A 19,040-nucleotide genomic window follows, 5' to 3' on the forward strand; every position below is an offset into this window, starting at 1 on the left:
CATATCCTGCTGACGCGTCCCGACGGCCGAAGATTCGCCCGGCGGGCCACCCAGCCCTCATCGTCTAGTGGCCCAGGACGCCGCCCTTTCAAGGCGGTAGCACGGGTTCGAATCCCGTTGGGGGCACTCTGCGTCGTCCCGCAGACCATGCGCGTTGGCAGTGCGGCCGGTTCACCGGCGGCGCTGCCTTCCGTGTTTTCCGGGCCGGAACCGGCGCCTCCCCCTCGCAGGCCCGCAGGTCACGCGTGCGTGGCGCCGCCCGGGGTCTGATACGCTGGTCCAGCGAGATCGGCCCGCCAGTGCGTGTCCGACCGGTCACCGAGAATCACCGACCGGGAGACGTCCACCGACGATCCGTTCCTCGCAAAGCGCGGCGGAATCCCGTTGGGAGCACGCACAAACGTGTGGGAGACTGTCTCTCGCGCAGAGCGCAACGCAAGGTCCTGTGGAGCAGTTTGGAGTGCTCGCCACCCTGTCAAGGTGGAGGCCGCGGGTTCAAATCCCGTCAGGACCGCGCTGGCTGGGTAGCTCAGTTGGTACGAGCGATCGCCTGAAAAGCGATAGGTCGCCGGTTCGACCCCGGCCCCAGCCACCAGCAACCCCCGTCGAGATCCTCGGCGGGGGTTTCGTGTTCCCCGGCGTCCGGCCCTCCCGGCGGTCCCGCAACCACCCCCACGCGACGGGGAGTCCCGCCGGCCGTGTCGGTGCCGTCGCGAACACCACCCGCACCGCCGTCGCCCACCGGGCCGCCGGGCCGGTCCTCCGAGGCGGGGATCGCCGGGGGGTAATGCGTTCGCCCGGGGGGCGCGGCGGATGCGATGCTGGAACGCGTATGTCTACGCAGCCCCCCTCCCCCGCATTCGGCGAGCTCGGCACACGGCTGGCCGAGCTCACCCTGCGCGACGCGCAGCGCCTCGGCCGTCGCCTGGACGGCGCACGCCGCATCCGCAAGCCCGAGGCCCGCTCGGCCGTGCTGACCGAGATCGGGGCGGAGATCGACAAGGCCGCGCTGAAGGCCGACGCGCGGCGCACGGCCATACCCGCGATCAGCTACCCCGAGCAGCTGCCGGTCAGCCAGAAGAAGGACGACATCCTCGAGGCGATCCGCGACCACCAGGTCGTGATCGTGGCGGGCGAGACCGGCTCCGGCAAGACGACGCAGATCCCCAAGATCTGCCTGGAGCTGGGCCGCGGCGTCCGCGGCCTGATCGGTCACACCCAGCCCCGCCGCATCGCCGCCCGCACGGTCGCCGAGCGGGTGGCGGAGGAGCTGCGCACCCCGCTGGGCGGGGCGGTCGGCTGGAAGGTCCGCTTCACCGACCAGGTCGGCGACGGCACGCTGGTCAAGCTGATGACGGACGGCATCATGCTGGCCGAGATCCAGACGGACCGGGATCTCCTCCAGTACGACACGATCATCATCGACGAGGCCCACGAGCGCAGCCTCAACATCGACTTCATCCTGGGCTACCTCGCCCAGCTGCTGCCCCGCCGGCCCGACCTCAAGGTCGTGATCACCTCCGCGACGATCGACCCCGAGCGCTTCTCCCGGCACTTCGGCGACGCGCCGATCGTCGAGGTCAGCGGGCGTACGTATCCGGTCGAGGTGCGGTACCGGCCGCTGCTGGCCGAAGGGGGCGGCGAAGCCGACGAGGCCGACCGCGACCAGATCACCGCGATCTGCGACGCGGTGGACGAGCTCCAGGCCGAGGGCCCGGGCGACATCCTGGTCTTCCTCTCCGGCGAGCGGGAGATCCGCGACACCGCCGACGCCCTGAACAAGAGGCAGCTGCGCCTCACCGAGGTCCTGCCGCTGTACGCGCGGCTGTCCTCCGCCGAGCAGCACAAGGTGTTCCAGCGCGGCACGGGCCGCCGCATCGTGCTGGCCACCAACGTCGCGGAGACCTCGCTCACCGTCCCCGGCATCCGGTACGTGATCGACACGGGCATGGCCCGCATCTCCCGCTACAGCCACCGCACCAAGGTGCAGCGGCTGCCGATCGAGCCGATCAGCCAGGCCAGCGCCAACCAGCGCAAGGGCCGCTGCGGCCGCCTCGCGGACGGCATCTGCGTCCGGCTGTACTCCGAGGACGACTTCCTGTCCCGCCCGGAGTTCACCGACGCCGAGATCCTCCGCACCAACCTGGCCTCCGTCATCCTGCAGATGACCGCCGCGGGCCTGGGCGACATCGCCCGCTTCCCCTTCATCGACCCGCCGGACGCCCGGAACATCAAGGACGGCGTCCAGCTGCTCCAGGAACTGGGCGCGCTGGACGGCCAGAAGCTCACCCAGACCGGCCGCAAGCTCTCGCAGCTGCCGGTGGACCCGCGGCTGGCCCGCATGGTGCTGGAGGCGGAGCGCAACGGCGTGGTCCGCGAGGTCATGGTGATCGCGGCCGCCCTGTCGATCCAGGACCCGCGCGAACGCCCCCAGGACAAGCAGCAGCAGGCCGACGAGAAGCACCGCCGCTTCGCCGACGAGACCAGCGACTTCATGGCGCTGCTCAACCTGTGGCGGTACGTGCGCGAGCAGCAGAAGGCGCTGTCCTCCTCCGCCTTCCGCCGGATGTGCCGCACGGAGTTCCTCAACTACCTGCGCATCCGCGAGTGGCAGGACATCTACAGCCAGCTGCGCACGGTCGCCAAGACGATGGGCATCCACCTCGCCGAGGGCGACCACGAGGTCAACCTCCAGCACGTGCACCAGTCGCTGCTGGCGGGCCTGCTGTCGCACGTCGGCCTGAAGGACACCGACAGCAAGAACGAGTACCTGGGCGCCCGCAGCGCCAAGTTCGCGGTCTTCCCGGGCTCCTCGCTCTTCAAGAAGCCGCCGCGGTGGATCATGTCGGCCGAACTGGTGGAGACCTCGCGGCTGTGGGCGCGGGTCAACGCCCGCATCGAGCCGGAGTGGATCGAGCCGCTCGCCCAGCACCTGGTGAAACGGTCCTACAGCGAACCGCACTGGGAGAAGGACCAGGCCGCGGTCATGGCCTTCGAGAAGGTGACGCTGTACGGCGTGCCGATCGTGGCCGACCGCAAGGTCAACTACGGCAGGATCGACCCGGAGACCAGCCGCGAGCTGTTCATCCGCAACGCGCTGGTCGAGGGCGACTGGCGCACCCACCACCAGTTCTTCCACGACAACCGCAAACTGCTCGCGGAGGTCGAGGAGCTGGAGCACCGGGCGCGGCGCCGCGACATCCTCGTGGACGACGAGACGCTCTTCGACTTCTACGACCGCGTGGTGCCCGAACACGTGGTCTCCGGCGCGCACTTCGACTCGTGGTGGAAGCAACAGCGCAAGGAGCAGCCGGAGCTGCTCAACTTCGAGCACTCCATGCTGATCAACGAGAACGCCGAGGCCGTCACCAAGGACGACTACCCCGACTCCTGGCGCCAGGGGAAGCTCAAGTTCCGTGTGACGTACCAGTTCGAGCCGGGCGCGGACGCGGACGGCGTGACCGTCCACGTCCCGCTGCAGGTGCTCAACCAGGTCACCCCGGACGGCTTCGACTGGCAGATCCCGGGCCTGCGCGAGGAGGTCGTCACCGAGCTGATCCGCTCGCTGCCCAAGGCGATCCGCCGCCACTACGTGCCGGCGCCGAACTACGCGAAGGCCTTCCTGGACCGCGTCGTCCCCGTGCAGGACCCTCTCCCCGAGACCCTCGCGCGGGAGCTGCAGCGGATGGTCGGCGTGCCCGTCACCGCCGAGGACTTCGACCTCGCCAAGGTCCCGGACCATCTGAAGATCACCTTCCGCGTGACCGACGAGCGCCGCCGCAAGCTGGCCGAGGACAAGGACCTGGAGGCGCTCAAGCTGCAGTTGCGGCCGAAGACCAAGGCCGCGATCAGCAAGGCCTTCGACGCCGCGGGCTCCATCGGCATCGAGCGGCGCACGGGCCTGAAGCAGTGGACGGTGGGCGCCCTGCCGCGCACCTTCGAGACCCGGCGGTCCGGGCAGCCGGTCAAGGCGTACCCGGCGCTGGTCGACGAGGGCGAGAGCGTGGGCGTGCAGCTCTTCGACACCGAGGCCGAGCAGGCCGCGGCGATGTGGCGCGGCACCCGCCGGCTGATCCTGCTGAACGTGCCCACCAACCCTGCGAAGTTCGCCGCGGACCGGCTGTCCAACCAGGACAAGCTCGCGCTGTCGCGCAGCCCGCACGGCTCGGTGACCGCCCTGTTCGACGACTGCGTCACCGCGGCCGCCGACCGGCTCATGGCCGAGCACGGCGGCCCTGCCTGGGACGAGGAGTCGTTCCGGAAGCTGTACGACTCGGTGCGCGCCGACCTCGTCGAGCTGACCGTCAGGACGGTCGCCCAGGTGCGCCAGGTGCTGGCCGCCTGGCAGGCCTGTGAGCGCCGCCTGAAGGCCGCCCAGAGCCTCGCCCTGGTGGCCAACCTCGCGGACGTCAAGGAACAGCTGGGAGCCCTCGTGGGGCCCGGTTTCGTGACCGCCACGGGGGTGCGCCGGCTGCCGGACCTGCTCCGCTACCTGGTGGCCGTCGACCGGCGGCTGCAGCAGATGCCCACGGGCGTCCAGCGCGACACCACGCGCATGGAGAAGGTCCGCGAGATCCAGACCGAGTACGCCGAGCTGCTGGCCGCCCAGCCGGCCGGGCGCCCGGTCCCCGAACGGGTGCGCGACATCCGGTGGATGATCGAGGAACTGCGGGTCAGCTACTTCGCGCACGCCCTCGGGACGGCGTTCCCCGTCTCGGACAAACGCATCTTCAAGGCCCTCGACGAAGCCTGGGGCTGATCGGGTTCGCAATCACCCTCTGACCTGCTGTACAGTCTTCCTCGCGGCCAGGGAACGACGGCCGCGAAACCTGGTCCTGTGGAGCAGTTTGGAGTGCTCGCCACCCTGTCAAGGTGGAGGCCGCGGGTTCAAATCCCGTCAGGACCGCAGTGAAAGCAAGGCCCGCGTCCAGCGAAGGACGCGGGCCTTCTTGCTGTGCGCGGGGTGGACGGCGTAGCCGGGACGCGGTTGCGGAGGGTGCGGGTCCCCTGGTTCCGGCCGTTCCCGCGTGGTACGCCTGGCACATGAGCGCGACGCCGAGGGACCCGGGCCCGCCGCCCCGGGACGTGACGCGGGCGCTGCTGCGGGCGCACCTGGCGGCCGCGGCAGGGGGCGGACGGCGGCACCTGACCCGGCACTGCCCGGTGTGCCACCGGCTGATGCGGCTGGCACTGCGGCGCAGCGCCGTCCCACTACCGCACGAGTCCGGAGGGGAACAAGAGTCGGGCATGTGACGGGAGTCACGTGAAGAGTTCCGGCTCTGAGGGAACTTGGGGGCTCCTGTGGGACCGTCAATTTAATATGTGCAATTGCACTCATGACAGAGGGCCCAGTCCTCACAAAACGGACACATCACACGCACAAAAAAGATCGCACCGGAGCCGGCGGACTCCGGTGCGATCGACGTTCCTACGGGCGTCCCTGATGGGGGCAGGGACCCTTCGGAGCGGGCGTTGCGGCGGGTTGGGGGCCCCGCGTGGACGCCCGTTTGTTCAGGTCAGGCCTCGCTGCGCTGCTGCGGAATGCCCGCGAGCAGTGCACGGACCTCCGCCTCGCGGTAGCGGCGGTGCCCGCCGAGCGTGCGGATGGACGTGAGCTTGCCAGCCTTGGCCCAGCGCGTGACCGTCTTCGGGTCCACGCGGAACATCGTGGCAACCTCAGCGGGGGTCAGCAGCGGCTCGGCATCAGGGGTGCGAGCGGTCATGAGCGGCCTCCTCGAGAGAACCGAACCAACACGGTTCTTTCCTCTAAATTCTGCACCTTGACCCGCGTTGCCCGAAATGGCGGACGCGGGCCGAGTCGGTAATAGGACGAACGGCTTGTCCTTGGCACTACAACTACACCATCTGTCCAGCCGTGTCGGCCAAACCGATGGATTTGCCCTCTGAGGTGTCTAAGCTCGACGGAAGCCGATGGACCGGGCCATAACGGACAGTCACGCCTGAGTGACGATCAGTCACAGCCAACCCACGAGCCACAGCCCCACCTCAAGGGGATGCAATACCGGACATTCCACCCAGAGCGAGTGGAAAGAGGTCCTTCCGGACCCGATGTCCCATATTGTCATGGGGGGTGGGGATGAGGGCAAGACCCCTAAACGTGCTTTAGGTCACGCTTAGGCCAAAGGTACCGGTCGGCCGGACTCAGGACCAAAGTCCCTCCCCCACGACCGGCTCCCGACGGACCCTCAACTCGCGTACAGCAGTTCCCTGACGGCCCGCCAACGGTCGCTGAGCCGCTCGTACGCCTCGCCGGCCCGGGTGCCGTCCCCGTCCCGCAGCGCGGCCAGCGCCTCCGCCACGTCGGCGGCGGACCGGTCCCCCGCGAGGGAGTCCGGGGCGATGGCGTGGACGAGCCCGCCGTAGTCGAGTTCGACCAAGGAGCGCGGGTGGAACTCCTCGAGCCAACGCCCTACATCTACCAGGCCGTCGATCAGGGGTCCCTCTTCGAGTGAATCCTTGAGCACCCGCAGCGCCCGGGCCGTCCGCCGGCGGGCCTGCACCATGGGGGTCCGGTAACGCATCACCGGCTGCTTGGACTCGCCCGCGCCCGCGGGTTCGTACTCACGCTCGGAATCGTCGAACAGCACGAACCAGCGCACCGGGACGTGCCACGTCGCCCCGCGGATCCAGGGCCGCGCGTCGGCGTTCTCGGGCTTCTCCGCCCGCCACGCCGTGAAGTCGGCCTCCGCCTGCTCGCGCACGACCGGCGGCAGCACGGCGTCCACCACGGGGGCGGGGAACTCCTCGACCAGTTCGGACAGGGCCAGCCAGCCGCGCAGCCGGGTGCGCCAGGGGCAGATGTGGGTCACGCCGTCCACGACGGCGACGAAGGCGTCCCCGCTCTCGCGGACCGGGACGGCGACGGGCGGCACGGACAGCAGACCGGCCAGCGACTGGCGCAGTTCGTCCTGTGCGGACCGCTGGGCGCCCTGGGCGGCATATCGGTACCAGTAGCCGCGATCGGGCTCCGGGAAGGCCGCCAGCGGCTCGTACACCCGCAGATACGCCGCGTACGGGACCAGCACCGATGACAAGCCCACACCCGCTCCCTCGTGACGGCTTCCGCCCTGGCATCGTCCCACGTCGCTTCCGGCACGGGGAGTGATCCACGACACTGGGAAGATGTTCACGGCCGGGTGGTTCTAGTCTTCTGCCAACCGGCCCTCCCCCACCCACCCGGAGGGCGACCTCTGGACATTCGGGAGTCACCACAGTGACCGACGTACGTCAGACACCCGGCATCGTCACCACGCTGTTCCGATCGGAGCAGGGCGGTCACGAGCAGGTCGTCTTGTGCCAGGACCGCGCCAGCGGCCTCAAGGCCGTCATCGCGATCCACTCCACCGCCCTGGGCCCGGCCCTCGGCGGCACCCGCTTCCACGCGTACTCCTCCGACGAAGCGGCGGTCGAGGACGCGCTCAACCTCGCCCGCGGCATGTCGTACAAGAACGCGCTCGCCGGCCTCGACCTGGGCGGCGGCAAGGCCGTCATCATCGGCGACCCGGACATGGACAAGTCCGAGGAGCTGCTGCTGGCCTACGGCCGCTTCGTGGCCTCGCTCGGCGGGCGCTACGTCACGGCCTGCGACGTCGGCACCTACGTGGCCGACATGGACGTGGTCTCCCGCACCGCCCCGCAGTGGACCACCGGCCGTTCGCCCGAGAACGGCGGCGCCGGCGACTCCTCCGTCCTGACCGCCTGGGGCGTCTTCCAGGGCATGCGCGCCTCCGCCCAGGCCAAGTGGGGCGACCCCACGCTGCGCGGCCGCAGGGTCGGCGTGGCCGGTGTCGGCAAGGTCGGCCACCACCTGGTGGAGCACCTGCTCAAGGACGGCGCCGAGGTCGTGATCACCGATGTTCGCGGCGAGGCCGTCGACCGGATCACCTCCCGTCACCCGCAGGTAACCGCCGTCTCCGACGCTGACGTCCTGGTCCGGACACCGCTGGACGTGTACGCGCCCTGCGCGCTCGGCGGCGCCCTCGACGACGACTCGGTGCCGACCCTCACCGCCTCGATCGTCTGCGGCGCGGCCAACAACCAACTCGCCCACCCCGGCGTCGAGAAGGACCTGGCCGACCGCGGGATCCTCTACGCGCCCGACTACGTCGTGAACGCGGGCGGCGTGATCCAGGTCGCGGACGAGCTGCACGGCTTCGACTTCGAGCGGGCCCGCGCTAAGGCGACGAAGATCTTCGACACCACGCTCGCGATCTTCGAGCGCGCCGCGGCCGACGGCATCCCGCCGGCCGCCGCCGCCGACCGCCTGGCGGAGCAGCGCATGGCCGAGCGCACCCCGGCGGAGAGCTGGCTGCGCCCGTGACCCGTGGGGCCCCGGCAGTGCCGCGGCCCCTCCGGCACGCCCCCGTCCGCCTGCGGACGGGGGCGTGTCGTCCATCACAAAGCGGACACCCGCGGGGTGCCGCCGACGTACGGTGTCCGCGCGTCCTCACGAGTCGGGGCGGCTCCCTGCGGGCCTCCGTGACGAGGACCGCAGGCTGGACATCCGACCGTTACCACGCCCCGGCAGCCAGACCGCGGCGGAAGAAGGTAAAATCGCGATTGACCAGCCAGGACGGGGCCATCGCGGGCCCCTGCTCCGACGCGCGTCGTGCGGGCGACGTACCGTGCGGCCTCGGAAGCAGGTACCGTTGAAGTCCTACGGACCGGGACTCTCATGTGAGGGCCCGTTCCACATCGTGAACGCGTGTCAAGACTCGGGGCCGTCGAGCCCCACCGTTGAGGGGGTCGAGCCAATGGGGCGCGGCCGGGCCAAGGCCAAGCAGACGAAGGTCGCCCGCCAGCTGAAGTACAACAGCGGCGGAACGGACCTTTCACGTCTGGCCGAAGAGCTGGGCGCATCGTCGACACTGCCGGTCAATCCGGAGGTACAGGAAGACGACGATGACGACGAGCTGGAAGACGACCCGTACGCACGGTACGCGGATCTCTACGGCGACGACGAGGACGACGACGAGGACGACGAGTCCCAGTCCTCCTCACAACGCCGTCGCGCTTGACGCAACACATTCCGTTCCAGCTTGACCACTGACCCGGTCCGGGCGCTGCCCGGACCGGGCTTCGTGCTGCCCCGCGCCGGTCAGCCCGCGTAGTTCCCGGTGAGCTCGACGGCCTCGGCGTGCCCGCCGCGCTCCACGACCTCTCCGGCCACCCAGGCGTCCAGGCCCCGGTCGGCCAGCGTGGTCAGCGCCGCGTCCACCGAGCCCTCGGGCACCACGGCGACCATGCCGACGCCCATGTTCAGGGTCTTCTCCAGCTCCAGCCGCTCCACGCCGCCGAGCTCGCCGACCGTGCCGAACACCGCGCCCGGCGTCCACGTCGAGCGGTCCACCGTGGCGTGCAGGTGGTCCGGGACGACCCGCGCCAGGTTGCTGGCCAGCCCGCCGCCGGTGACGTGCGAGAAGCCGTGCACCTCGGTGGTACGGGTCAGCGCCAGGCAGTCCAGCGAGTAGATCCGGGTCGGCTCCAGCAGCTCCTCGCCGAGGGTCCGGCCGAACTCCGGGACCTCCCGGTCCAGCGCCCAGCCGGCCCGCTCGAACAGGACGTGCCGGACGAGCGAGTACCCGTTGGAGTGAAGACCGGAGGACGCCATGGCGATCACGACGTCACCCTTACGGATGCGATCCGCGCCCAGCAACCGGTCGGCCTCGACCACGCCCGTACCGGCGCCGGCGACGTCGAACTCGTCCTCGCCCAGCAGGCCCGGGTGCTCGGCCGTCTCGCCGCCGACCAGGGCGCAGCCGGCGAGCACGCAGCCCTCGGCGATGCCCTTGACGATGGCCGCGACCCGGTCCGGGAAGACCTTGCCGACGCAGATGTAGTCGGTCATGAAGAGCGGCTCGGCGCCGCACACGACCAGGTCGTCGACGACCATGCCGACCAGGTCGTGACCGATGGTGTCGTAGACGCCCATGCGGCGGGCGATGTCGACCTTGGTGCCCACGCCATCGGTGGCGGAGGCCAGCAGGGGCCGCTCGTAGCGCTTGAGCGCGGAGGCGTCGAAGAGCCCGGCGAAGCCGCCGAGACCGCCCACGACCTCCGGGCGGGTGGCCTTCTTCACCCATTCCTTCATCAGCTCGACCGCGCGGTCGCCCGCCTCGATGTCGACTCCCGCCGCGGCGTAGCTGGCACCGGTGTTCTCGGACATGGCTGTGTTGTGTCCTTGCGTCGAATGCTTACGGGCGACGGAGCGCGTCGGCGGCGTCGGGGCCGCCGGCCAGCTCGGTCTCCAGAAGGTGCTTGCCGAGCAGCTCGGGGTCCGGCAGCTCCATCGGGTACTCGCCGTCGAAGCAGGCCCGGCACAGGTTGGGCTTGGCGATCGTGGTCGCCTCGACCATCGCGTCGAGCGAGATGTACGACAGCGAGTCCGCGTCCAGGGACTTGCAGATCTCGTCGACCGACAGGCCGTTGGCGATCAGCTCGGCGCGGGTGGCGAAGTCGATGCCGAAGAAGCAGGGCCACTTGATCGGCGGCGAGGAGATCCGGATGTGGACCTCGGCGGCGCCGGCCTCGCGGAGCATCCGGACCAGCGCGCGCTGGGTGTTGCCGCGGACGATCGAGTCGTCCACGACCACCAGGCGCTTGCCCCGGATGACCTCCTTGAGCGGGTTGAGCTTCAGGCGGATGCCCAGCTGCCGGATGGTCTGCGAGGGCTGGATGAAGGTCCGGCCCACGTACGAGTTCTTCACCAGGCCCGAGCCGTACGGGATGCCGCTCGCCTCGGCGTAGCCGACCGCGGCCGGCGTGCCGGACTCCGGGGTCGGTATCACCAGATCGGCCTCGACCGGGGCCTCCTTGGCCAGCCGGCGGCCCATCTCGACCCGGGAGAGGTAGACGTTGCGGCCCGCGATGTCGGTGTCGGGGCGGGCGAGGTACACGTACTCGAAGACGCAGCCCTTGGGGCGGGCGTCGGCGAAGCGGGAGGCGCGCAGCCCGTTCTCGTCGACGGCGATCAACTCGCCGGGCTCGATCTCGCGGATGAAGCTCGCGCCCACGATGTCCAGCGCGGCGGTCTCCGACGCGACGACCCAGCCGCGCTCCAGGCGGCCCAGCACCAGCGGGCGGATGCCCTGCGGGTCACGGGCGGCGTAGAGCGTGTGCTCGTCCATGAAGACCAGGCTGAAGGCGCCCTTGACCTCGGGCAGCACCTGACGGGCGGCGTCCTCGACGGACAGCGGCTTGCCGTCCTCGTCCACCTGCCCGGCGAGCAGCGCCGTGACCAGGTCGGTGTCGTTGGTCGCGGCGACCCTGGTGGCCCGGCCGTTGCCCTGGGGCAGCGCGGCGACCATCTCGGCCAGCTCGACGGTGTTGACCAGGTTCCCGTTGTGGCCGAGGGCGATGGAGCCGTTGGCGGTGGCGCGGAAGGTGGGCTGGGCGTTCTCCCAGACCGAGGCGCCGGTGGTCGAGTAACGGGCATGCCCGACCGCGATGTGGCCCTGCAAGGAGCCGAGGGAGGTCTCGTCGAAGACCTGGGACACCAGGCCCATGTCCTTGAAGACCAGGATTTGGGAGCCGTTGCTCACTGCGATGCCCGCGGACTCCTGTCCGCGGTGCTGCAGGGCGTACAGCCCGAAATAGGTGAGTTTGGCGACCTCTTCGCCGGGGGCCCAGACACCGAAGACGCCGCAAGCGTCCTGGGGGCCCTTCTCGCCGGGGAGCAGGTCGTGGTTGAGTCGTCCGTCACCACGTGGCACGGGACCGAGTCTAGGGCAGGTTCCCGTGTCGTCCGAACGAGGGAACCCGACAAAAGTGCGTTCTATGCGCGTAAACCCATGGGGCGCTTGGCCGTGTGACCTTGGTCGTGGTCCCGGTCGGAGCCTGCTCAGGGGCGCAGTCCGGGGTCACGGACCATGGCGGTGAGCTCGGCCGCGGCACGCGTGGCGGCCGACGGGCGGCGCCGCACCCGCTCCCATCCCGGAACGGCGACCGCGCCGAGCCGGAGGTCGTCCAGCCCCGCGACGCGGCGGACGATCAGTTCCCCGTCCGGGGTGCGGACGACACGGGTGACCTCCGCCCAGGGCACGTGCCGGGTGCGCAGATGGCGACGGACCCGCAGACCGGTGGCGTCGGCGGTGATCCGCCAGGTGATCATGGACAGCGCCTTGTCGACCAGCCACAGGCCGCCCAGGACCGGCAGCAATGCGCGCCACCAGGACCCGCCGGAGAATCCGGAGCCCAGGAAGGCCACCGTGCCCACCAGGAGCAGCGCGCCCGCCGTGCGGTCGCCCGCACCGCCGTGCCAATGGACGGGGCCCGCACCGGGCTTCAGGGCCGCGGCCGCCTCGGCGACCCTGGCCTCCGCCTCCCGGCGGTGCTCGGCGTGGTCGGGCGACCCGCTCCCGGACGACGGCGCCACCCACCGCCGCGCCGGCGACTCCGTGGCACCGACCAGGAGGTCGCCGGAGCCTGTGGCGGCCGCCAGCACCAGTTCCGCGCCTTCCGCCGGGAGGCCGAAGAGCACGCCCTCGCCGCTGGCCCACGCGCCGGGTCCGACCGCGCGGTAGGCCAGCACCGGTGCCCCGGCGGCATCGTCCACCGGCCGGATGACGGTCCTGCCGTCCTCGCGCCCCGCCAGCACCCGGAGCACGGGAACGGGTCCGCGGCGCACCGAGCGGGCCCGCAGCGCCGACAGCGCCCCCGACAGCAGCAGGGAGAGGCCGAGGCCGCCCGCCGTGAGCGTCAGGAGCTGCAGGCCCGTGCGGTCCTCGTACGGCTCCGCGGCGAGCCGCAGCCACCCCCGGTCGACGAGCACGGGCACCTCGGTGCCACGGTCGTGGTCCTCCGGGAACGTCACCGCGACGCGGTGCCGCGTGCCGTCGCCGAAGCGGACGACGATGTGGTCCTCGGCACCGTTGCCGACGACGACCGCCGCGGCGCGGACAGCCGCCGCAGCGTGCGCCCGGTCCGCCCGGTCCCCGGACACGGCGATCGCCGCGGCCACCGCCGCGACCACCAGGGCCGCCACGCCGACGGCGATCCGGAGCACGCCACGTCGCACCGGCTCGGCCTGCTGCGGCACCGGGAGCGCGACTGCCCCCGCCGCCTCCAGGGCCAGGGCCCGCTGGCGGCGGCGCACCCGCAGCCGCGCGAGGACCGCGGCCCAGCTCCAGCACAGCGCGGCCACGACCACGACGTCCACGCCGCGCTCCGCGGCGCCGCCGGTCCACAGGTCCGGCCGGGTCATCCACAGCAGCAACAGCGGTGCCGACAGCGCCGCAGCCTCGGGCAGGACGAACAACCACAGGGTGTGGACGAGGAAGCCGACGGTGCCGATCGCGTCACTCCACATCGGCCCGCAGGGCGCGGCCACCGTGCAACCGTCGTCCGCCGCGAGAGCGATCGCCGCGATCACCGCCGCCACCAGCACCGGGGCGCACCACAGCGGGCGCGCCCAGCCCGGAAGCCGCACCGCGGCCCAGCGGCGGGCGTCGGCGGAGAGCCAGGGGCGGGCCGGCATGCCGGCCGGGGCGGTCGTCGAGGTCACCGGCGCATTATGCGGACGCCGGGACCGCCTCAGCCCAGCAGGGGGAGGTACGGGGCGAGGTCGGCGCGCTCGCCGCTCGCGGAGACCGCGGCGGAGTCCAGGGCGTCGGCCCAGGACGTGCGCCCGGTGGCGAGACGGATCCAGGTGAGCGGGTCCGTCTCGACGACGTTGGGCGGGGTGCCCCGGGTGTGGCGGGGCCCGGGCACGCACTGCACGGCCGCGTACGGCGGGACGCGGACCTCGACGGAGTTGCCGGGCGCCGCGACGGCGAGGGTGTCCGCGAGGAGCCGTACGACGGCGGCGACGGCCTGCCGCTCCAGGGGGACGGGCACTCCCGTCGCCGCGGCGAGGTCGTCGCTGTGGACGACCAGTTCGACGAGCCGGGTCACCAGGAAGTCCGTGGACCGCATCGCGCCGAGCGTGATCGCCACCAGGCGCTCGGGCGCCACCGCCTCGTCCAGCACCCCGGCGAGGCCGCGGGCGGCCTCCTCGAGGCGGGCGGCGGCGTCGGCGGTCTCCCCGGCGGCCTCACGGGTGTCGGCATCCAGCGGGCCGGCGATGCGCGCCCACGTGGTGAGGTCGAGGTCCGCCTTGGCCGGGGCGGGCGCGGCGACCACCCCGGCGACGGCCTCGACCTGCCGGGCGATGTGCACCACCAGCGCGTGCACGTCCCACCCCGGCAGCCCGGCGGGCGCGGCCAGCTGAGCCTCCGTCAGTCCGCGTGCGGCCTCCAGGGCATGGGCGACCTGGGCGGTGAGCGCCGCGCGGGTCCTGGCGGGGTCGTAGGTGCGGGCCTTGCGGGCGGTGGACGGCATGTCCGCAGCCTACGCGCCGTGCCCGGCCCGCACCCCGGCCCCGGCGGTCAGGCCTGGCGCGGGCGCTCGAAGGTGAGCAGCAGCCCCTGCACGGCGCCGGGGCCGATGCGGCCCTTGACGTCGGCGGAGGTGATCGCCTTGAGCTGCCAGCCGTCCTCGGCGTGCTTGTTGAGCGTCTTCTCCAGCTTGTCGTCGTCGATGGCGTCGCCTATCAGCGATTCGCGGAAGCTGACGACCTTGTACTCGTGCATCGTTGACACCCCTTGTCGTACCGGTGGTTGCGGGACGCACAGTAGTACCGCCGGTCGCGGGCTACGCGGGGCGGACCGGTCCCGCCGCCCGGTCGACGAGGGTGCCGCCCTCGGTCTCGGCGGACAGCAGCACCAGTTCGGCGCCCTCGTACGGCGCCCCGAACAGCAGGGCGGGGCGCAGCGCGTCGTCCCGGGACCCGGACGGCGGCTCGGCCTCGGGGTCGACCGGGCAGGAGAAGAGCGCCGTGCGGCCCGCGTGGTCGTCGGCCGCGAACACCCACGTCCGGGCGTCCTCGTCCACCCGGGTCAGCACGCGCAGCACCGGCTGCCCGCCGCGCCGCAGGGCGCCCGCCCGCACCCGGGCCACCACGCCCACGGCGAGCAGTGCGCCCCCGGCCAGTGACAGCAGGCGGGTCTGCGGCGGGATCGCGGCCGCGCACAGCAGCACCCCGAACGCGATCGTGGCCAGCCCGCGGCGCAGCGGCGGGAGGGGCCCGGGGAGCGGAAGCCGTACGTCCTGGGCGGCGTTCGCGGCGAGCAGCCGCTGCCGGCGGTGGACGCCCGTACGGTGCCGGGCGCCGGCCCAGCACAACAGCAGCGCGGCGACGGCGGGGAGCGCGGCCTGCGGTTCCACCCGCCAGACCAGGAGCGCGGCGAGCACCGGCGCCGACACGAGGGTCAGCCCGGGCAGTCTGAAGAGCCAGTACACCTGGACGGCGACCAGCCCGTAGTGCACCGTCCCGAACGCCCCCGGGGCCACCGCGGCCCCGACGGCGGCGGCCGCGGCCAGCGCCAGGGCGCCCCAGCGCGGGCGGGCCCACGCGGCGGGGCGGCAGGCCGCCCAGCGCGCTGCGTCCAGGCCGCGCCACAGGGGCGGTTCGCCGGGGGTATCGCGCTCGCTCACGTCTGGAGTATGAGGCCGTCCCCGACGGAGCGGGTCACCGGCCCCCGGCGAAGCGCCCCCGCGCCTGGCGGCACGGGGGCGCTTCGGGAGGGCCCTTCGGGAGGGCGCGTCGGAAGGGCGGACGGATCAGGCCAGGATGGCCGGGATCGTGCCCTCGTGAGCCGTGCGGAGCTCGTCCAGCGGGATGCTGAACTCGCCCTGGAGCTCGACCGCGTCGCCGTCGACGACACCGATCCGCGTCGCGGGCAGACCGCGCGCACCGCACATGTCGGTGAAGCGGAGCTCCTCGCTGCGCGGCACCGAGACGACCGCCCGGCCCGCCGACTCCGAGAAGAGGAGCACGAACGGGTCGAGGCCGTCCGGCACGACCAGCCGCGCGCCGTTGCCGCCGCGCAGGCAGGACTCGACGACGGCCTGGACGAGCCCGCCGTCCGACAGGTCGTGGGCCGCGTCGACCATGCCGTCCCGGGAGGCCGAGATGAGGATCTCGCCGAGCAGCTTCTCCCGCTCCAGGTCCACCGCCGGCGGCAGTCCGCCGAGGTGGTCGTGGATCGCCTGGGACCAGGCGGAGCCGCCCAGCTCCTCCTTGGTGTCGCCCAGCAGGTAGAGCAGCTGGCCCTGGTCCTTGAAGGCGACCGGCGTGCGGCGCGTGACGTCGTCGATCACGCCCAGCACCGCCACGACGGGCGTCGGGTGGATGGCGACGTCGCCGGTCTGGTTGTAGAGCGAGACGTTGCCGCCGGTGACCGGCGTGCCCAGCTCCAGGCAGCCGTCGGCCAGGCCGCGGCAGGCCTCGGCGAACTGCCACATCGCGGCCGGGTCCTCGGGCGAGCCGAAGTTGAGGCAGTCGGAGACCGCCAGGGGCTTGGCGCCGGTGGTGGCGACGTTGCGGTACGCCTCGGCGAGCGCCAGCTGCGCGCCCGTGTACGGGTCGAGCTTGGCGTAGCGGCCGTTGCCGTCGGTGGCGACCGCGACGCCGAGGTTGGTGTCCTCGTCGATGCGGATCATGCCGGAGTCCTCCGGCTGCGCCAGCACGGTGTTGCCCTGCACGAAGCGGTCGTACTGGTCGGTGATCCACGCCTTGGACGCCTGGTTCGGGTGCGCGACCATCGTCAGGACCTGGGCGCGCAGCTCCTCGCCGGATCCCGGGCGCGGCAGCTTGTTGGCGTCGTCGGCCTGGAGCGCGTCCTGCCACGCGGGGCGGGCGTAGGGGCGCTCGTACACCGGGCCCTCGTGGGCGACGGTGCGCGGCGGGACGTCGACGATCTGCTCGCCGTGCCAGAAGATCTCCAGCCGGTCGCCGTCGGTGACCTCACCGATGACGGTGGCGATCACGTCCCACTTCTCGCAGATCTCCAGGAAGCGGTCGACGTACCGCGGCTCGACGATGGCGCACATGCGCTCCTGCGACTCGCTCATGAGGATCTCCTCCGGCGAGAGCGTCGCGTCGCGCAGCGGCACGGTGTCCAGCTCGACCCGCATGCCGCCGGAGCCGGCCGAGGCCAGCTCGGAGGTGGCACAGGACAGACCGGCGCCGCCGAGGTCCTGGATGCCGGCGACCAGCTTCTCCTTGAAGATCTCCAGGGTGCACTCGATGAGCAGCTTCTCCTGGAAGGGGTCGCCGACCTGGACGGCGGGGCGCTTGGCCGGGCCGGTGTCGGAGAAGGTCTCCGAGGCGAGCACGGAGACGCCGCCGATGCCGTCGCCACCGGTGCGGGCGCCGTAGAGGATGACCTTGTTGCCGGCGCCGGAGGCCTTGGCCAGGTGGATGTCCTCGTGCTTCATCACGCCGACGCACAGGGCGTTGACCAGCGGGTTGCCCTGGTAGCAGGCGTCGAAGACGACCTCGCCGCCGATGTTGGGCAGGCCCAGGCAGTTGCCGTAGCCGCCGACGCCCGCGACGACGCCCGGCAGGACGCGCTTGGTGTCGGGGTGGTCCGGCGCGCCGAAGCGCAGCGGGTCCATGACGGCGACCGGGCGGGCACCCATGGCGAGGATGTCGCGGACGATGCCGCCGACGCCGGTGGCCGCGCCCTGGTAGGGCTCGATGTACGAGGGGTGGTTGTGCGACTCGACCTTGAAGGTGACCGCGTAGCCCTGGCCGACGTCCACGACGCCGGCGTTCTCGCCGATGCCGACCAGCAGGGCGTCGTTGGCGGGGGCCTTCTCGCCGAACTGGCGCAGGTGGATCTTGCTGCTCTTGTACGAGCAGTGCTCGGACCACATGACGGAGTACATGGCGAGCTCGGCACCGGTGGGCCGGCGGCCGAGGATCTCCCGGATGCGCTCGTACTCGTCCTGCTTCAGGCCGAGTTCGGCCCACGGCTGCTCGGTGTCAGGAGTCCCGGTGGCGTGCTTCACGGAATCGAGTGTCATGACGCGTGAACCAGCTTCTTGAGGATCGAGGTGAAGAATCCGAGGCCGTCGGTGCGGCCGGTCCCGATCAGCGACTCGACCGCGTGCTCGGGGTGCGGCATGAGGCCGACGACATTGCCCGCGGCGTTGGTGATGCCGGCGATGTCCCGGAGCGAGCCATTGGGGTTCCAGTCCGCGTAGCGGAACACCACACGGCCCTCGGCCTCCAGCTCGTCGAGGACGTGCTCGTCGGCCACGTAGCGGCCGTCGATGTTCTTCAGCGGGATGCTGATCTCCTGGCCCTGCTCGTAATCGGCCGTCCAGGACGTCGAGTTGTTCTCGACACGCAGCTTCTGGTCCCTGCAGATGAAGTGCAGGTGATTGTTGCGCAGCATGGCACCCGGCAGCAGATGCGTCTCGGTGAGCACCTGGAAGCCGTTGCAGATACCCAGGACCGGAAGACCGTCCTTGGCGCCGGCGATGATCGACTCCATCACGGGCGAGAAGCGGGAAATCGCTCCGGCCCGGAGATAGTCGCCGTAACTGAATCCACCGGGCAGGACGACGGCGTCCACCTGGTGGAGATCCTTGTCACGGTGCCACAGCGGCACCGGCTCGGCTCCGGCGACGCGGACCGCGCGCTGGGTGTCCCGGTCGTCGAGCGTCCCGGGGAAGGTGACCACACCGATGCGTGCGGTCACGACTCCACCTTCACGGTGAAGTCCTCGATCACTGTGTTGGCGAGGAAGGTCTCGGCCATCTCGCGGATACGGGCGAGGGCGGCGTCGTCGACCGGCCCCTCCAGTTCGAGCTCAAAACGCTTGCCCTGGCGGACGTCGGCGATTCCCTCGAACCCGAGGCGCGGCAGCGCTCGCTGCACCGCCTGGCCCTGGGGGTCGAGGATCTCCGGCTTGAGCATGACGTCGACTACGACGCGTGCCACGGTCACTCCCGGTGGTGTGCTGCGGTGAGATGTCCCCACCGTACCCCGCCGAAAAATCTACGCGGGTAGATATTCCAGAATGGTCACGGAATATCCCCCTGCCGGATTGCCACCGGGACACCCGGAGGAATTGGCCGATCGGTTGCGGCAAAAAAGTGCGGACCGGTAAATGGAAAAGCATTGACCCCGGCCCTGGGGCTTCGATACAACAACGGGGCCAACGCAGTCCCCAGGCCTTCTCCATTGAAAG

Annotated in this window: 15 protein-coding genes and 4 tRNA genes; 8 read left to right on the top strand and 11 right to left on the bottom strand. The window is 71.5% G+C overall.

Annotated features, from left to right (window positions below; genetic code table 11):
- Positions 1-53: 53 nt before the first annotated feature.
- The 6 genes from AC1VWI_RS21330 to AC1VWI_RS21355 all read left to right on the top strand — a co-directional run bounded on the left by AC1VWI_RS21330 (position 54) and on the right by AC1VWI_RS21355 (position 5,253).
- Positions 54-126 (top strand) — tRNA-Glu (locus AC1VWI_RS21330).
- Between the two features lie 313 nt (positions 127-439).
- A tRNA-Asp gene (locus AC1VWI_RS21335) sits at positions 440-514 on the top strand.
- A gap of 4 nt (positions 515-518) precedes the next feature.
- Positions 519-595, top strand: a tRNA-Phe gene (locus AC1VWI_RS21340).
- Positions 596-832: 237 nt separating this feature from the next.
- Positions 833-4,759 (top strand): ATP-dependent RNA helicase HrpA, encoded by a 3,927-nt coding sequence (gene hrpA / locus AC1VWI_RS21345; RefSeq protein WP_499512615.1) that lies wholly within the window; start codon positions 833-835, stop codon positions 4,757-4,759.
- Between the two features lie 72 nt (positions 4,760-4,831).
- A tRNA-Asp gene (locus AC1VWI_RS21350) sits at positions 4,832-4,906 on the top strand.
- A gap of 137 nt (positions 4,907-5,043) precedes the next feature.
- A complete protein-coding gene (locus AC1VWI_RS21355; RefSeq protein WP_499512616.1) occupies positions 5,044-5,253 on the top strand; it encodes a DUF6274 family protein in 210 nt (69 codons plus the stop codon).
- Between the two features lie 263 nt (positions 5,254-5,516).
- Here the strand turns inward: AC1VWI_RS21355 and bldC are convergent, their stop codons facing one another.
- Entirely contained in the window at positions 5,517-5,723 is a 207-nt protein-coding gene (bldC, locus tag AC1VWI_RS21360; RefSeq protein ID WP_003949541.1) for a developmental transcriptional regulator BldC, read from the bottom strand.
- A gap of 483 nt (positions 5,724-6,206) precedes the next feature.
- Entirely contained in the window at positions 6,207-7,061 is an 855-nt protein-coding gene (locus AC1VWI_RS21365; protein WP_499512617.1) for a DUF8083 family protein, read from the bottom strand.
- 173 nt (positions 7,062-7,234) lie between these two features.
- Between AC1VWI_RS21365 and AC1VWI_RS21370 the strand changes: the two genes are divergently transcribed.
- Positions 7,235-8,341: a Leu/Phe/Val dehydrogenase gene (locus AC1VWI_RS21370; RefSeq protein WP_499512618.1), complete on the top strand. Its 1,107-nt coding sequence runs from the start codon at positions 7,235-7,237 to the stop codon at positions 8,339-8,341.
- Positions 8,342-8,669: 328 nt separating this feature from the next.
- On the top strand, positions 8,670-9,038 hold the full coding sequence (locus AC1VWI_RS21375) for a DUF3073 domain-containing protein (RefSeq protein WP_499512619.1): 369 nt from the start codon (positions 8,670-8,672) through the stop codon (positions 9,036-9,038).
- Positions 9,039-9,118: 80 nt separating this feature from the next.
- Here AC1VWI_RS21375 and purM read toward each other — a convergent pair whose 3' ends face one another.
- The 9 genes from purM to purS all read right to left on the bottom strand — a co-directional run bounded on the left by purM (position 9,119) and on the right by purS (position 18,790).
- Positions 9,119-10,186: a phosphoribosylformylglycinamidine cyclo-ligase gene (purM, locus tag AC1VWI_RS21380; RefSeq protein ID WP_499512620.1), complete on the bottom strand. Its 1,068-nt coding sequence runs from the start codon at positions 10,184-10,186 to the stop codon at positions 9,119-9,121.
- 28 nt (positions 10,187-10,214) lie between these two features.
- On the bottom strand, positions 10,215-11,732 hold the full coding sequence (gene purF, locus AC1VWI_RS21385) for an amidophosphoribosyltransferase (RefSeq protein ID WP_499512621.1): 1,518 nt from the start codon (positions 11,730-11,732) through the stop codon (positions 10,215-10,217).
- Positions 11,733-11,860: 128 nt separating this feature from the next.
- Complete coding sequence (locus AC1VWI_RS21390; RefSeq protein ID WP_499512622.1) at positions 11,861-13,522, bottom strand: hypothetical protein; 1,662 nt, start codon at positions 13,520-13,522, stop codon at positions 11,861-11,863.
- Positions 13,523-13,551: 29 nt separating this feature from the next.
- Positions 13,552-14,337, bottom strand: coding sequence for a sterol carrier family protein (locus tag AC1VWI_RS21395; protein ID WP_499512623.1), 786 nt, complete (start codon positions 14,335-14,337; stop codon positions 13,552-13,554).
- 47 nt (positions 14,338-14,384) lie between these two features.
- The gene (locus tag AC1VWI_RS21400; protein ID WP_018558397.1) at positions 14,385-14,588 is read right to left on the bottom strand and encodes a DUF4177 domain-containing protein; all 204 of its coding nucleotides are present in this window, start codon (positions 14,586-14,588) and stop codon (positions 14,385-14,387) included.
- Positions 14,589-14,649: 61 nt separating this feature from the next.
- The gene (locus tag AC1VWI_RS21405; protein WP_499512624.1) at positions 14,650-15,492 is read right to left on the bottom strand and encodes a hypothetical protein; all 843 of its coding nucleotides are present in this window, start codon (positions 15,490-15,492) and stop codon (positions 14,650-14,652) included.
- Positions 15,493-15,618: 126 nt separating this feature from the next.
- Positions 15,619-17,868 (bottom strand): phosphoribosylformylglycinamidine synthase subunit PurL, encoded by a 2,250-nt coding sequence (gene purL / locus AC1VWI_RS21410; RefSeq protein WP_499512625.1) that lies wholly within the window; start codon positions 17,866-17,868, stop codon positions 15,619-15,621.
- The gene (gene purQ, locus AC1VWI_RS21415; RefSeq protein ID WP_499512626.1) at positions 17,865-18,548 is read right to left on the bottom strand and encodes a phosphoribosylformylglycinamidine synthase subunit PurQ; all 684 of its coding nucleotides are present in this window, start codon (positions 18,546-18,548) and stop codon (positions 17,865-17,867) included. The genes purL and purQ overlap by 4 nt, the downstream gene beginning before the upstream one ends.
- The gene (gene purS / locus AC1VWI_RS21420) at positions 18,545-18,790 is read right to left on the bottom strand and encodes a phosphoribosylformylglycinamidine synthase subunit PurS (RefSeq protein ID WP_089222639.1); all 246 of its coding nucleotides are present in this window, start codon (positions 18,788-18,790) and stop codon (positions 18,545-18,547) included. The genes purQ and purS overlap by 4 nt, the downstream gene beginning before the upstream one ends.
- Between the last annotated feature and the right edge of the window lie 250 nt (positions 18,791-19,040).

It is taken from the genome of Streptomyces sp. TOM-9 (assembly GCF_056858595.1).

Bases quoted from the DNA above. Each gene is read 5' to 3' on its own strand.
- hrpA (WP_499512615.1), top strand. From the start codon at position 833: ATGTCTACGCAGCCCCCCTCCCCCGCATTCGGCGAGCTCGGCACACGG.
- AC1VWI_RS21355 (WP_499512616.1), top strand. From the start codon at position 5,044: ATGAGCGCGACGCCGAGGGACCCGGGCCCGCCGCCCCGGGACGTGACG.
- bldC (WP_003949541.1), bottom strand. From the start codon at position 5,723: ATGACCGCTCGCACCCCTGATGCCGAGCCGCTGCTGACCCCCGCTGAG.
- purM (WP_499512620.1), bottom strand. From the start codon at position 10,186: ATGTCCGAGAACACCGGTGCCAGCTACGCCGCGGCGGGAGTCGACATC.
- AC1VWI_RS21395 (WP_499512623.1), bottom strand. From the start codon at position 14,337: ATGCCGTCCACCGCCCGCAAGGCCCGCACCTACGACCCCGCCAGGACC.
- AC1VWI_RS21400 (WP_018558397.1), bottom strand. From the start codon at position 14,588: ATGCACGAGTACAAGGTCGTCAGCTTCCGCGAATCGCTGATAGGCGAC.
- purL (WP_499512625.1), bottom strand. From the start codon at position 17,868: ATGACACTCGATTCCGTGAAGCACGCCACCGGGACTCCTGACACCGAG.